Source organism: Ancylomarina euxina (genome assembly GCF_003863355.1).
Classification (GTDB): domain Bacteria; phylum Bacteroidota; class Bacteroidia; order Bacteroidales; family Marinifilaceae; genus Ancylomarina; species Ancylomarina euxinus.
Window position 1 is genome coordinate 22,081 of record NZ_QQWG01000019.1, and the last position, 14,436, is coordinate 36,516.

11 protein-coding genes are annotated in these 14,436 nt (G+C 35.9%); 10 read left to right on the top strand and 1 reads right to left on the bottom strand.

Features of this window, described 5'->3' with window-relative positions; genetic code table 11:
• Positions 1–16 precede the first annotated feature (16 nt).
• The 4 genes from DWB61_RS14775 (at position 17) to DWB61_RS14790 (ending at position 5,719) form a co-directional block, all read left to right on the top strand.
• A complete protein-coding gene (locus DWB61_RS14775; RefSeq protein WP_125031688.1) occupies positions 17–2,965 on the top strand; it encodes a DNA polymerase III subunit alpha in 2,949 nt (982 codons plus the stop codon).
• Positions 2,966–3,199: 234 nt separating this feature from the next.
• Entirely contained in the window at positions 3,200–3,706 is a 507-nt protein-coding gene (locus DWB61_RS14780; RefSeq protein WP_125031689.1) for a hypothetical protein, read from the top strand.
• Between the two features lie 45 nt (positions 3,707–3,751).
• The gene (locus tag DWB61_RS14785; RefSeq protein WP_125031690.1) at positions 3,752–5,050 is read left to right on the top strand and encodes a retropepsin-like aspartic protease; all 1,299 of its coding nucleotides are present in this window, start codon (positions 3,752–3,754) and stop codon (positions 5,048–5,050) included.
• Positions 5,051–5,068: 18 nt separating this feature from the next.
• On the top strand, positions 5,069–5,719 hold the full coding sequence (locus tag DWB61_RS14790) for a hypothetical protein (protein ID WP_125031691.1): 651 nt from the start codon (positions 5,069–5,071) through the stop codon (positions 5,717–5,719).
• A 97-nt stretch (positions 5,720–5,816) separates the two neighbouring features.
• Here DWB61_RS14790 and DWB61_RS14795 read toward each other — a convergent pair whose 3' ends face one another.
• Positions 5,817–7,193, bottom strand: a complete 1,377-nt coding sequence (locus DWB61_RS14795; protein WP_125031692.1) for an MFS transporter — start codon at positions 7,191–7,193, stop codon at positions 5,817–5,819.
• A 489-nt stretch (positions 7,194–7,682) separates the two neighbouring features.
• Between DWB61_RS14795 and DWB61_RS14800 the strand changes: the two genes are divergently transcribed.
• From DWB61_RS14800 to DWB61_RS14825, 6 genes are all read left to right on the top strand, one after another.
• Entirely contained in the window at positions 7,683–9,206 is a 1,524-nt protein-coding gene (locus tag DWB61_RS14800) for a carbon-nitrogen hydrolase family protein (protein WP_125031693.1), read from the top strand.
• Positions 9,207–9,327: 121 nt separating this feature from the next.
• Positions 9,328–10,392 (top strand): magnesium/cobalt transporter CorA, encoded by a 1,065-nt coding sequence (corA, locus tag DWB61_RS14805; protein ID WP_125031694.1) that lies wholly within the window; start codon positions 9,328–9,330, stop codon positions 10,390–10,392.
• A 298-nt stretch (positions 10,393–10,690) separates the two neighbouring features.
• Positions 10,691–11,116 carry an SRPBCC family protein gene (locus tag DWB61_RS14810; RefSeq protein WP_125031695.1) on the top strand — a complete coding sequence of 142 codons (426 nt, stop codon included), beginning with the start codon at positions 10,691–10,693 and terminating at the stop codon, positions 11,114–11,116.
• Between the two features lie 311 nt (positions 11,117–11,427).
• On the top strand, positions 11,428–11,883 hold the full coding sequence (locus DWB61_RS14815) for a DUF1801 domain-containing protein (protein ID WP_125031696.1): 456 nt from the start codon (positions 11,428–11,430) through the stop codon (positions 11,881–11,883).
• Positions 11,884–12,129: 246 nt separating this feature from the next.
• Positions 12,130–13,833, top strand: coding sequence for a histidinol-phosphatase HisJ family protein (locus DWB61_RS14820; RefSeq protein ID WP_125031697.1), 1,704 nt, complete (start codon positions 12,130–12,132; stop codon positions 13,831–13,833).
• A gap of 37 nt (positions 13,834–13,870) precedes the next feature.
• Positions 13,871–14,317: a C-GCAxxG-C-C family protein gene (locus DWB61_RS14825; protein ID WP_125031698.1), complete on the top strand. Its 447-nt coding sequence runs from the start codon at positions 13,871–13,873 to the stop codon at positions 14,315–14,317.
• Positions 14,318–14,436 lie beyond the last annotated feature (119 nt).

Sequence of the window (14,436 nt, forward strand, 5' to 3'; positions counted from 1 at the left end):
TTTTGACTTTGAAAACATGCTATTAAATTGCCATTCATATTATAGTTTTAAATACGGAACACTGTCGGTTGAAGATCTTTTAAATGAAGCATCAAGCGGAAAGCATACTGCTGTTGCTTTAACAGATATCAATAATACGGCTGTAAGCCTCGACTTTGTAAGACGATCAGAAGAATTTGGAATTCGCCCTGTAGTTGGTGTCGATATTCGAAATGGGATGGAACAGCAATATGTTCTGTTGGCTAAAAATGCCAAAGGATTTTGTGAGATTAATGAATTTCTGAATCCGCATTTGCACAATGATATTCTGTTTGAAACAGATGCTCCTGTATTAGAAAATGCCTTTGTCGTTTATCCTTTTCAATCTGAACTGCGAGAGCTCAAAGAGCATGAATATTTGGGAGTAAGTTCAAAGAATTTGCCGTATTTACCTTTCTCGAAATGGAAAAATCATCAGGATAAGTTAGTGGTTCTACAAACTGCGAGCTTTCGAAATAAACGAGATTATAACATACATCGATTATTAAGGGCAATCGATAAAAATACGCTTTTGAGTAGGCTTTCAAAAGAAGAGCAAGCTAATTTTGAAGATCAATACAGAAGTCAAGCAGATGTGTTGGAATTGTACAAAGCATATCCTAAACTGATTAAGAATACTGAAAATTTGCTGTCAGCTTGTAATATGAATTTTGAGTTTGGGACGAATAAGAATAAAAAACGATTTACGAACTCGGAAGAGGATGACTTTAAGCTGTTAAGACAGCTGGCCTGTGATGGTTTGCAGTATCGATATCAGAACGTGACAGATGAGATTCTGGACCGAATGAATAAGGAATTGAAGGTTATTCGTGAACTAAATTTCTGTTCTTATTTTCTGATTAATTGGGATTTAGTATGCTATGCGCAGAGTCAAGGCTATTATCATGTTGGTAGAGGAAGTGGAGCTAATAGTTTGGTCGCTTACTTATTAAAAATCACCAATGTTGATCCTGTTGAATTAGATCTTTATTTTGAACGATTTATTAACCCTTTTCGAACTTCTCCGCCTGATTTTGATATCGACTTTTCATGGACAGACAGAGATGATGTAACGCGATATTTGTTCGATAAATATGGTTGGGATAAGGTTGTTCTGCTTGGCACCTTTATTACGTTCAATCACAAATCAGCTTTCCGGGAAATTGGTAAGGTGTTTGGTTTACCCGATGAAGAGATTGTTCGTCTGCAAAAAAATCCAAATCCTGATCAGGCTGATGAGTATGGGAAATGGGTGATTCGCTACAGTCAATATATTGCCGGTTTTCCGAGTCAAAATAGCATTCATTCAAGTGGCATTCTAATCGCTGAAGAGCCAATCAGTCAATATTCAGCGACTGAGCTTTTACCCAAAGGTTTCCCTTCAACTCAGTTCGATATGTATATAGCTGAGGATTTGGGTTTGCATAAATTTGACATTTTGAGTCAGCGAGGTTTGGGTAAAATTAAAGATAGTTTAACCATCATTAAGCAAAACTATGGATTGGATATAGATATTAATGATACGAAACTATTCATGGAGGATCTGCGTGTAAAAAGTATGCTTAAAAAAGGAGAAGCCATTGGCTGTTTTTATGTGGAGTCACCAGCAATGCGTATGCTTTTGACTAAGCTGAAGGCTGAGGATTACAAGCGTTTGGTGGCTGCCAGTTCTATTATTCGTCCAGGTGTGGCTAAAAGCGGCATGATGCGAGAATATATTATCCGTTTTCAGAATAAGGATAGGAGAGAACAAGCTCAAAAAGAATTACCCGAACTCTATAAAATATTGGAAGAAACCTATGGTGTGATGGTTTATCAGGAAGATGTGATTAAGGTGGCTCACTACTTTGCCGGATTAACATTGGATGAGGCTGATGTTTTGCGCCGGGGTATGTCGTGGAAGTTTAAGCAAAGAAATGAGTTTGGAAAGGTCAAAGATAAATTCTTTTCCAATTGCAAAACCAAAGGATATGCCGATGAGCTTGTAAAAGATATTTGGAGACAGATTGAAAGCTTTGCCAATTATGCTTTTGCGAAAGGACATTCAGCCAGTTATGCGGTAGAGAGTTTTCAGGCCCTTTATTTAAAGGCCTATTACCCTTTGGAGTATCTGGTTGCCACATTAAATAACGGCGGTGGTTTTTATTCCGCACAATTGTATTTGCACGAAGCTGTTATGCAGGGTGCAGATATTCAAGTGCCTTGTGTGAACCGATGTGTTTGGAAAAATACGATTCAGGATAAAACCATATGGCTGGGTTTTTATTTGTTAAGAGATTTGGAAAGCGGTACAGGTAAAGCTTTGATTAAAGAAAGGGATAAATATGGAGAATTTGCGAATTTGCGTGATTTTATCAAGCGTTTTCCCATTAGTTTGGAGCAGTTAATCATTTTAATACGTATTGGAGCTTTCCGATTTACGGGGCAGGATAAAAAGGAGCTCTTGTGGGATGCGCATTTTTTATTGGGACATAGTAAGAAAACAAAACCTGAGAAAACGCTTTTCCAAACTGAAGTGAAAGAATTTCAGCTGCCAAAATTGTGGAGACATAACTTAGAGGATACTTTTGATGAACTAGAATTGCTCGGTTTATCGGTGCAATCACCTTTTAAACTGGTTAAAGATGAACTGTCATCTGATTTAAAGGCTTGCCATTTAACACGATTAATTAATCGATATATTCGTATTGTTGGCTTTCTAATTCATCGTAAACCAACTAGGGCCAGTAATGGTAAACTGATGTATTTTGGAACCTGGATCGATTTGGATGGTCATTGGTTGGATACGGTTCATTTTCCCCCAGTAGCTATAGCCTATCCTTTTCGAGGACCTGGTTCTTACCTTATAGAGGGTAAGGTTGTTGACGAGTATGGTTTTCTAAGCATAGAGGTCTCTAAGATGGAACGAATGTCCCATTTGAGTAGAGAAGATCTCACAAATCAATAGTTAAACCGCTTGTAATCATAAAACCACCTCAGTCAGCTTTTTGTTAATTGAGGTGGTTTCGTTTAAGTACGATATAAAAGGGAAGATTGATATGAATCGATTATCCCTTTTCTTTAAACACTAAGTAGAAGGATTCCATTTTATATTCTTATATGAATATACAAATGTTGGTTATATTGTTTATTAAATTGTTTTCATAAATTTGATCTCATGTTAATTTAAAGATGAAAAAGTATGTGGAATAAAATCAAACAAACCAAGTATTTATTCTTAGGACAATATTTTCTGCTAGGAATTATTTTAGGTGTATTTGTCTATCAATTCTTAACCCAATCATTATTGAATCAGAGGATTGATTTGGCATTACTCTTTGATAAAGAAACAATAGGATTCCTTATTTCATGTTTAGTCGGAGGCATTTCAGGAGGTATCGTTTATATTATCATCTCCTTAAATGATAAAACAAGGGTGAAAAGAGAATCTAATAGTTGGGTTAAAATGAAAAATGCGAAGATTAGCTCACTTATATTTAAAGCAATGTTTGCTTTTTCGATGGGTGCTTTTGTAGGAATGCTGGCTAAGAAAGCCATGGATCTAGAGTCCTATACAAATTTCATGAGTTCTTTGTTTTCAAGCGAGAATATGATAAGCTATATAGGCGCTGTAGTGGCTGCTTGTGTATTTGCTATTCCTTTATCAATTGGAGCATTAAAGCGTTTAAGACTTCTTTACGATAATTAAAGAATGTGAAAGCAAGTAAATATATGAAGCTTAAAAGTCATTTTAATGAAGCAAAACTACTACGTGATTAGTATCCTTCTTTTTAGTTTGCTATTTATAGGAAAACCAACACAAGCTCAATCTCCCAATGAATTAATCGGTCAATTGATAGGAGGCGATGATATGTTTGAATTGCAAAAGCAACATGATCTCTTGAAAGATAGTATCATTCCTATGCTTGATTGTATGTCCGAAGCAATGCTTGCAATATCTTTTAACCAGCCTAATAAAGGAATTAAAGCTTTTGATGACTTATTGAGCGATGAAAACTATCAGGCTCAATTGGGAATAAATACCATTGCCAATTTCATGTACCTCTATGCAGATGTATTCGAGAATAAATATGATTTTAAAGCTTGTGTAGAGCTGTTGCAATCCTTTCTGGAGCAGACCAAAGCAGTGTCTCTTGGACAAATTAGAGAGATACTTCAGAATAAATTAAAGCTCAATATATCTTTGTCTAAAGCAGCCAGCTTTAAAGTCGTTCGTCCTAATAACGACTGTGAAATAGATTTTTATTTTGAAAAAGCGGGTAGAGGAGAAAGCTTAATGGTAAATGCTGAGATAAATGGTAAAGACTTACCGATGATTTTCGATACGGGTTGTCCCAAGTATAGCTTATTGTCTGAATCCACAGCAAAAAGTCTCGGGATTGTTAAAATTGCAGATTCCATATCTATGGTAGGTGTAGGAAAAGGGACAGCATGGGTTGGAACCACTGATAGTTTAATGATTGGAGAGGTTATCTGTTATAATCCAATTTTCTACGTTGTACCAAAAATCGTAACTGATACATCCTTGAACGATTTTGCTGTATTAGGAGCCGATATTTTCAACGCCTTAGATGAGCAAAATTTTTACCCTAAGAAAAAGAAAATCATAGTCCCAGCTCAATTATCGGTTTTACCTGAGAGTGGAAATAATTTGGTGATGAAAAGTCGACAGCCTTATCTTAAGTTGAACTTGAATGGAAAATCCTGCTTGATGCATTTTGATTCAGGTAATGTCAAAACCTATATGAATCATCTTTTTTATGAGAGAAATAAATCATGGGTTGAAAGGCAAGGTCAACAGGATTCAATCCGAATTGGAGGCTTTGGAGGTATTTCAATACAAAATTCATATCGATTGCCAAAAATCACCTTCGAACTCGAAGGTCGTGCGTCTGTTTTTAATCAAATTCAGGTCAGTATAGAATCAGAAATGAATATCTGGCGCGAGGATGGTAGACTTGGAACCGATTTCTTAAAGAAGTTTGATAAAATCGTTTTAAGCTATAAAAATATGTTTGTTGCCGTAGAATAGTCAATTTTAAATGTCAATATGAATACCAAAAAAAATCTAATCATTCTACTGTTTTTATTAATTGGTTCTGCAACTTTTGCGCAGAAACATGAAGCGACCCTCTTTTTAAAAGAGGGTACAAAACTTAAGGGGCTGGCACGAATTAAAGCAGATCATACCGTAAAATTCAGAAAAGATAAGAACAGTGAAGCTTGCATTTATACTTTTCGTGAAATTAGAGGTCTGAAAATAGAGGAGGATTATGAACAGAACACCTATCATTATAAGATGATAAAGAAAAATATGGTGATGCGACCTAAGCTATTTAAGTTATGTGTCAAAGGAAAAATGAGCTTGTACTCATTGCATCACAAGTATATGCATACTGTAGGCGGGAGTGGGCCTATAACTATGGCTGGACCTCCAGGTGTTGGCTCTGTTAGTATGCCCGGATTCCCTGGACATACTATGGGGGGCGAGACGACTTCTTATTACATCTGCATGAATGATAATCATATTGTAGAACCTGTCACAAAAGTTGGTAATGGTTTGGGAAGAAGCCTTAGAAAAACAGGATTGAAATTTTTTAAGGATTGCCCGGTAGTTGCTGAAAAAATTAGAAATAAAACCTATAAGAAACGTGATATAGAATTGGCTGTATACGAATATAATCTTCATATTGGTAATTGATGATAGCCTTTTTAAAGTCTTCTTAATTGCGGCATTCTGTATTATCAAATCCTACAATTTTTCAGACCATAGACGATAAATCTTATTGGTTAGTAAGTTACCGCCTGCCTACCAGCGAAGTGAAAATTCCGATCACACACAAAAATGTAAAGGCAATAACAATCACTCTCATGCTTAACATGAATGAATCAAGATTGCCGGCACTAATTTTAGCATCTCCCAAAAACACATGTACCGAAAGGGCTGCAACAGCCATGCTGAACATCATTCCAGTTGTTCGCATTGTTGCAACGGTAGCCGAAGCAAGTCCTAATAAACGTTTATCTACCGAACTCATTACCGAGTTTGTGTTGGGTGATGAAAACATGCCAAAACCAAACCCTAAAATCAATAAAGCAAAAACAATATAGGTATAAGGAGTTTCTTTGCTTATAAAGCTGAGCATTAACAAACCTGCTGCACTTATGCCCATTCCTATAGATGCAAGAATTCTGGGGTCTTTTGTATCCGACAATTTTCCTGAGAATGATGCAACAAGAGCCATCATGATAGGTTGTGCAATTAAAACAAAACCAGCCTCTTTGGGCGATAAACCTTTAACGTATTGCAAATACAAACTAAAAACGAATGTGATGGCAAAGGTAGCGGCATAGTTTATAAAAGCGGATAGATTTGAGAATGCGAACAACTTGTTTTTGAAGAACAACTGCATTTCAAAAACTGGATTGGGGTGCTTTAACTCGTATCTGACAAAAACAATTAGTCCTGCAATACCTAAAAAAGTGAATGCGATAGCCTCCGTTTTAGGTAAATGTGAAAAACCATACATCAATCCCGAAACGGAAACCATATAGAGTAAAGTTCCCTTAAAGTCAAATTTCGCATCGACTGGAACGGCCCACTCGGCTTTAATTTTCGTAAGTATTGCAAGTATTATTAACAAGACTGCTCCTGCATTAATAAAGAACAAGGAGCGCCACCCCAAGGATTCTGTTAATATGCCGCCCAAAACCGGAGCAATGGATAAACCGACGTAAACCGCCATCACATTTAATCCAATCATTTTACCTCTTTCGTGCGGTTCGAAAGCAGATATAATAATAGCCATGTTCGTGGCAAATATGCCTGCAGCAGCAATTCCCTGCAATAATCGACCCATGAGTAATGTTTCGGATGAAAAAGAAAAGGCACAAAATAAAGTGGACAAAGCAAATAATATATTGCTGTACAAGAATATTTTAACACGCCCCCAATTGTCACTTATTTTACCAAAAGGGACTAAAAATACCGACGAAGCCAATAAAAAGGACATACTAACCCAACTTAAACCCACTGCCGACATCGAAAATTCTGCCCCAATTCTGGGTAAAGCTACATTGACGGCAGCACCCATTAAGGGATTCAGGAAATTGGATGTCATGGTAACGGCCAGTAAAATATTCTTATTTAAATTTGGATTTGATTCGTTCATCATTTTATTTCATGTGTGTCCGAAAGTATAAATTTTGAAATGTAATTTACAGAATATATAATCGGTATGAAACAAGCCCAATAGGTTTACTGATGATATTTTAAGCAAGTTTAATAATAGCACAAGTCGAAATATACTTGAAAGTTATTCTAAGGATGAGTGGACTTGCAACAAAAATGTGGACAATAAGTTGAGCCATGTATCATTTTTTCTGTTAAAGGTTCATGCATGAGCAAAAAGCATGCAACTTTCTTTAAGAGAGTATGAAATATTGGTCTGCTGATACAGAAGCTTCATGTTCAAAACATTCTTTTCATAAAACGGAAGCTTGCAAATGAATTTTATTAAATTTACTATTCAAGGCAACATGCTTTAATGTCATCCCAGCATGCGATGGGGCCTTGTTTTAATAGAATAAGTAAAATCAACTTTGGTGTCAATAAACCATTTTTACTTATTAAAGACATATTGTTTTAGCAACACTTAAAAACCATGATAAGAGATATCGAAAACATCGAATTGCAATTTTTAACACCTAGTGATTATCAAGAGTTAAAAAATGCTATGATTGAGGCTTATTCAAATATGCCCAATTCCTATTGGGGAGAAAAACAGATTAAATCCCTAATAAAAAAATTCCCAGAAGGCCAGGTTGTTATTAAAGTAAATAATCAATTAGCAGGATGTGCGCTTTCCATTATGGTGGAGTATGACAAATTTGATGAGCATCATACCTATAAGGAAATTACGGGTAATTATTCTTTTAGCACCCATTCAGACGAGGGTGATGTGCTTTATGGGATAGATGTCTTTATTAAATCAGAATTTCGTGGATTAAGACTTGGAAGAAGACTTTATGATTACAGGAAAGAATTATGTGAGCGTTTGAATTTAAGAGGGATTGCTTTTGGAGGAAGAATACCAAACTATCACAAACATGCAGAAGAAATTTCGCCCAAGGAATACATCGAAAAGGTTAAAAGAAAAGAAATTAATGACCCCGTTTTAAACTTTCAGATTTCTAATGATTTTCACCCTTCAAAAATACTGAAAGGCTATCTTGAGGGAGATGAAGCTTCGAATGAATTTGCAGTATTATTGGAATGGGATAATATTTTCTATCAAAAGAAAATTAGAAAAGCAGCAACTCAGAAAAAAAATGTTCGTTTAGGTTTAATCCAGTGGCAAATGCGTCCATACAAGAACCTTAAAGAATTAATGCAACAAGCAGAATATTTCATCGATTCGGTTTCCGCTTATCGATCTGATTTTGCTCTATTTCCAGAATTTTTTAACGCTCCCTTGATGGCAGCTAATAATCATCTTCCTGAATCAGAAGCAATAAGGGAATTGGCAAAACATACGGCAAATATTGTTCAAAAGTTTTCAGAATTAGCAATTGCTTACAACATCAATGTTATTACGGGGAGTATGCCCGAAATGCGAAATGATCTCCTCTACAATGTTGGCTATGTATGCAAAAGGGATGGGACTACAGAAAGATATGAAAAGCTTCATATAACTCCCGACGAGGCAAAAATTTGGGGAATGCAGGGGGGCAATCAGATAAAGACCTTTGATACCGATTGTGGCAAGATAGGGGTTCTTATTTGTTACGATTCTGAATTTCCAGAACTGAGTCGGCTCTTAGCGGATGAGGGGATGGATATATTAGTTGTGCCTTTCCTCACAGACACTCAGAATGGCTATTCAAGAGTGCGCCATTGTGCTCAGGCGAGAGCCATTGAAAATGAATGTTATGTTGCTATTGTGGGGAGTGTTGGGAATCTACCAGCAGTTCATAATATGGATATACAATTTGCTCAATCGATGGTCTTTACACCTTGTGATTTTTCTTTCCCCGCCAATGGCATTAAAGGTGAGGCGACTACAAATACCGAAATGATTTTGATTACGGATGTTGATATTGACCTACTCAGAGAGCTTAATCAATTTGGCAGCGTTAAAAATTTGCGCGACAGACGAAAAGATCTGTTTGAATTGAAGAAACGTTGAGTGATTCGCCCTGGGGATGTTAGCTCTCCAGGGCGAATGGCTTACAGTTAAAAAGAACAAGAATAGTCACACTTATATGGGTGCAATAAGACTCACCTGTTTATTTTAATATTTAGCTTATATGGCAAGATTTATAAAAACAAAAAAAGACACAATAGGTTTATCCCCTTATGCGATTCATTTTAGGGGTGATAAGAAAAGCGATTTCATCAGGTTAAGACTCATTGACTTTAATTCTGAGAAGTTAAATGAACTCGAAGTTGATCGTGTTGGTGAGGTTCTTGATTACGCCAATTCAAAAACAACTTCCTGGTTTAATGTTGACGGTTTACATGATGAAAAAATCATGCAGGAAATATCATCGGGATTCAAATTAGACACGCTGATCATACCCGATGTATTGAACACGCATGCCAGGTCTAAAATTCATGAATATGATAATTGTATTTATATTTCATTAAAAATGCTTCAATATCATCAGTCTAATGACCTAATTTCAGCTGAAAATTTTGTTCTTATCATTAAGGAAAATATACTCTTATCGTTTCAAGAAAAGGTGGGTGATGTTTTTGAACCCATTCGAGAGCGTTTACGAAAAAGTAAAAAAAGAATTCGAAATTCAGGTTCAGATTATCTTGCTTTTGCCATTCTCGATATTATTATAGATAATTATATATACATCATAAGTTTAGTCGGTGAAAAAATTGAATCTCTTGATGATGAATTAATAAAGAACCCTTCGAAGAAAACATTAGAAGAAATCAATAAATATAAGGGCGAAATTAATTTCCTCAGAAAATCAATTAAGCCTTGTCGGGAGATGATTTTGAGCCTGGCGAAAATGGATTCTGAATTGTTAAACGAAAACCTATCTGTGCATCTAAAAGAACTTCAGGATAACATTAACCTTGCAAATGATTCTTTGGATAGCTATAGGGAAATCCTTTCTGATCAGCTAAGTATTTTTCATACTAGCGTTAGTAATACCCTAAATGATATTTTAAAATTCTTGACTATTTTCTCGGTGATATTTATTCCATTAACATTTATCGCAGGTATTTATGGGACTAACTTTGATAATATTCCAGAACTGCATTACGAGTACGGTTATTTCGTCATGTGGGGTGTGATTATTGTGACAGCTATTTCGATGATCTTATATTTTAAACAAAAAAAATGGTTTTAGTAATTATCTAGATTCTAGCCCTTTATTAAGAAGTTTGGTAATTGTTGCATTATCATTGAAGCTACATTAATCTATACTGATTACCAGGGTTTAGTGACTGAATGGTTTAGGTCCATTTTAAATCGAATAAGTGAGGAGGCTAATAGTAATCGGAACTATAAAAGGAGTCAGGTGAATGGTCTGGCTAAATCGATAAATGTCTTAACCAAACTGAAAAAGAAATGAAGCACATGTGCAGGCTGTTATGAAGATTTATGCGTAAATTATACTATAATAATCTATTTAAATAATTAGAAAAATGGGATGTTATAATTCAATTGTGATCGAAGCCCCTGCTGAGAAAGTATGGGATGTGTTAAGGAATTTTCATGACTTATCATGGGCCAGAAATGTAGTAACTAAAGTTGAAATTGTAGGGGATAAACCCTTTTTTGAAGTTGGAGCTAAGAGAATTGTAAATGGGACCTTTTATGAAACCTTATTATCATTCGATAATCACGCGAAAAAGTTTAGCTATAGTATAGATGATGGTCCAGGGCCTGCTTCAAAAGATAACCTTTTTGGATATGTAGGAGAATTGACCGTATTTTCTGTTACTGACAATAATTCCTCATTTGTATTGTGGAAGACAACATGGGAATTAGAAAAAAATGAAGGTGTTGCTCAATTCCTTAATCCTTTATATAAAGCCCTCTTGCAAGATTTAAAGACTTATATTATCTGATTAATCTTTGACGCAGATTCAAATAGGATTGATGTATGAACCTAAGGCTCATAAGAAAATCAGGTTTAATCAGCATCTGGTTTTTGTGTGCATTCTTTTAGCCCAATCCCCAAAACTTTCGAGGACAGATCAGGGAGAGATGTTTTTTTACTCAGCTTATTTAGAGTTCAATACTGATTTAGTAGGCTAAATATGATACCAGCAAGTGGTCTAATTTGAATAACCACACTCAAAGAGTGCGGAATGTTGACTCACAATTTGCCTCTCTGAAGAGGGAGAACCTATTGACTAATAGGCTGAAACATACAGGCATGCAAATAAAAGCTGATAATCCAGAGCAATATATCAGGCAGATTCCTGAAGAAAGAAAGGAAGCCTTTGGAAAATTAAGAGAGGTCATAATCGATCATCTTCCTCATGGATTTGAAGAATGTATGAGTTATGGTATGATAGGTTATGTGGTTCCACATTCCATTTACCCTAAGGGCTACCATTGCGATAACAAATTGCCCTTGCCTTTTATTAATATTGCTTCCCAAAAGAATTTTGTCGCCTTTTATCATATGGGACTCTATGCGAATCAGGAACTTAAGGATTGGTTTTTGGAGGAATATCCAAAACACAGTAAGTTAAAATTGGATATGGGAAAATCATGCCTTCGTTTTAAGAGAATGGATCAAATTCCTTATGAGCTTTTAGCCGAGCTCGTCTCCAAAATGGATACTATAGAATGGATAAATCTCTACGAAAGTGAAATAAAGAGATAAAGGAAACCTATGATTGCAAAAGGAGGAATATTAAGTTTCTCTTTTTTTTTGATATAATAATGAAGTCTATATTTCTTTTTTTTAGATTGACTTTATTTCAAACGTTTTCGTTAGAGTAAAAGTTCATCCTGTCTGATTATCTGATGAAAAGGCTTGCTATTAGGGGTGTGTGGAGAAACAAAAATATTACCTTTAGCCTTCGATCAGTTTTTGCTGATCAATTTCGAAAGAATAATTTGGAAAAGGATGCAAGAAGATAATAAAATGGTTTTTCCCGAGGCGTTTTTATGGGAAACGCATGGTGTACATGTGGGAACAGGAAACGACCATGTGAAACATGGTATTGACGATATTGAAATAATTATCCAGGAAGCGATTAATAGAGCTTATCCCAATATTACATTTATTATCCATACGCCGCGCATGACCCGTTTTCGTTATGATGCAGAAAAACGGACTGATATTAAATTTATTCGTGGGCATAATGCCTATTTAGATTATCCCAAGAAAATTTCAAATCTGAAAAAGAAATTCGGACATCTTATCAATATCAAATACGGAATTGAGTTGGAGTGGTTGGGACCTGATTTGGGTTTACAGTGGAATCGATCTAAAATTTTCCAAGCGCAGGATGCCGATTTTGTGATTGGATCTGTTCACTTCTCGCGTGAAGGAATAGCCTATGATGGATCGCTTGAGGAAGCGCAACGCTTAGTTGAAATTCGTGGAGGAGTCGAACAATATTGGGGTGCTTATATTGAGGAAGTTATTGAAATGATTGATAGCTCCTGGGATATGATTCAAGTGATTGGACATATTGATTTACCAAAACTATATGTCCCAATCCCTAAGCCTTTACTGGAGCTGGATACGTCTAAGCATTTTTTGGCTAGACGGATGCGTGTTTTATTAGAAATGGTGAGTGAATACAATTTAGCATTGGATATCAATCTTGCAGGAATCCGAAAGAAATGTGGTATTTACCCGCATGCATCTATTCTTACCAGAGCTAAAGAATTGAATATTCCAATAGCGATAGGTACGGATGCCCACTCATTAAAGGATTTGGCTCAGGATTATCAGGTGGGAATAGACTATGCTTTAGAAAATGGTTATAAGTATTATGTCAGTTTCTCCCAATGCATTCCTGAGAAGCATCCATTAAGCTTAGGTGAAGAGAAAGCCGAGCAATACAAGGTTTTGAATCTAGGTATCGAGATGTTGAACCGTAGATTTGAAAGCTCAAAACAACGAAGGATACCTAAGTTTTCTTTCGGAGGAAGCTTTATGGATTTAATGAATGATCATCACAATTCAACTTCATTGGGAGAATATGAAGCTATTCGAATTAGAAAAGGAACGAAATCGATAGCAATTAGTCACCAAAAACCAGAAAAACCACAAGGACGCGTTAAGGGACTTTTTTCTCATCACCTCGATCAACCAGGGGTTTTGTCAATATTATTCAATACTTTAGCATCGGAAGAAATTAATGTGGACACGGCTTATCTTAATTCGAATGAAGATGGAACAGCTACAGCTTTTCTTACCCTTTCAGGAACAGATGAGCAGATTCGTAATGCGGTGGACTTTGTGAAGGGAACCTCAGGCGACTTTTTCAAGAATATTCATTTTGGTGATCAGTTGGAGATTCCTGAATTAAAAGCGGGAGACAATTATCTTTTGGAATTTGACGGTGTTGACCTTCCTATTGCAATAAGTTCTCAAATGCTTGTAACGATTCACAACAATATTTCAGGCGTTTTATTGATTCTACTCTCAGCATTGGCTTCACAACAGATTAATGTGTTGGATTTGCAATTAGGACATAGAGGCAATAAGGGATATGCGGCTTTAGGAATAGATGGTAATCCAAGAGTGGTTCGTGAATTATTAAGTCAGTTAGGCGATCAGTTCCATGAAACGACACATTTAATTCTTAAATCATAAATCCGATTTATTAGGAATCTTAGGAAATTATAAAGGCATGAAAGAAATTGAAGAAAAAGTAATACACTCATTTTACAATGGGATGAATTGTGCTCAATCCATATTAACAGCCTATGCTGATCATTTGAAATTTGACCCTGCTTTTGCTCTGTCTGTATCCAGTGGTTTTGGTGGGGGGATGGGAAAATTGCAAAAAACCTGTGGTGCAGTTACCGGATCGTTTATGGCATTGGGAATATACAATTCTCAAAAGCATTTCGAGAATATTGAAGCTCGTAATGCTACCAATCAAATGATTCAGAAGTTTACTGTCGACTTTGAGGCTATGTATGGTTCGCTTGATTGCAAAGCTCTTTTGGATTGTGATTTCACAACTGACGAGGGTGATAGCCAATTCAAGGATAAGGACCTAAAGAAAAATGTATGTTCTAAATGTCTTGCCGACTCAGTTAAACTAATTGAAGGTTTGATTGGAGAAAAATAAGAGACGGATCATTTTAAAAGCAATTCCGGGTATTATTCCTCCAGAATATGAAAAGAATGGGATGCAAATACGATTGGGATATTTGCATCTATAAACTCAGTAAAGAAGAGGTTTGCTTT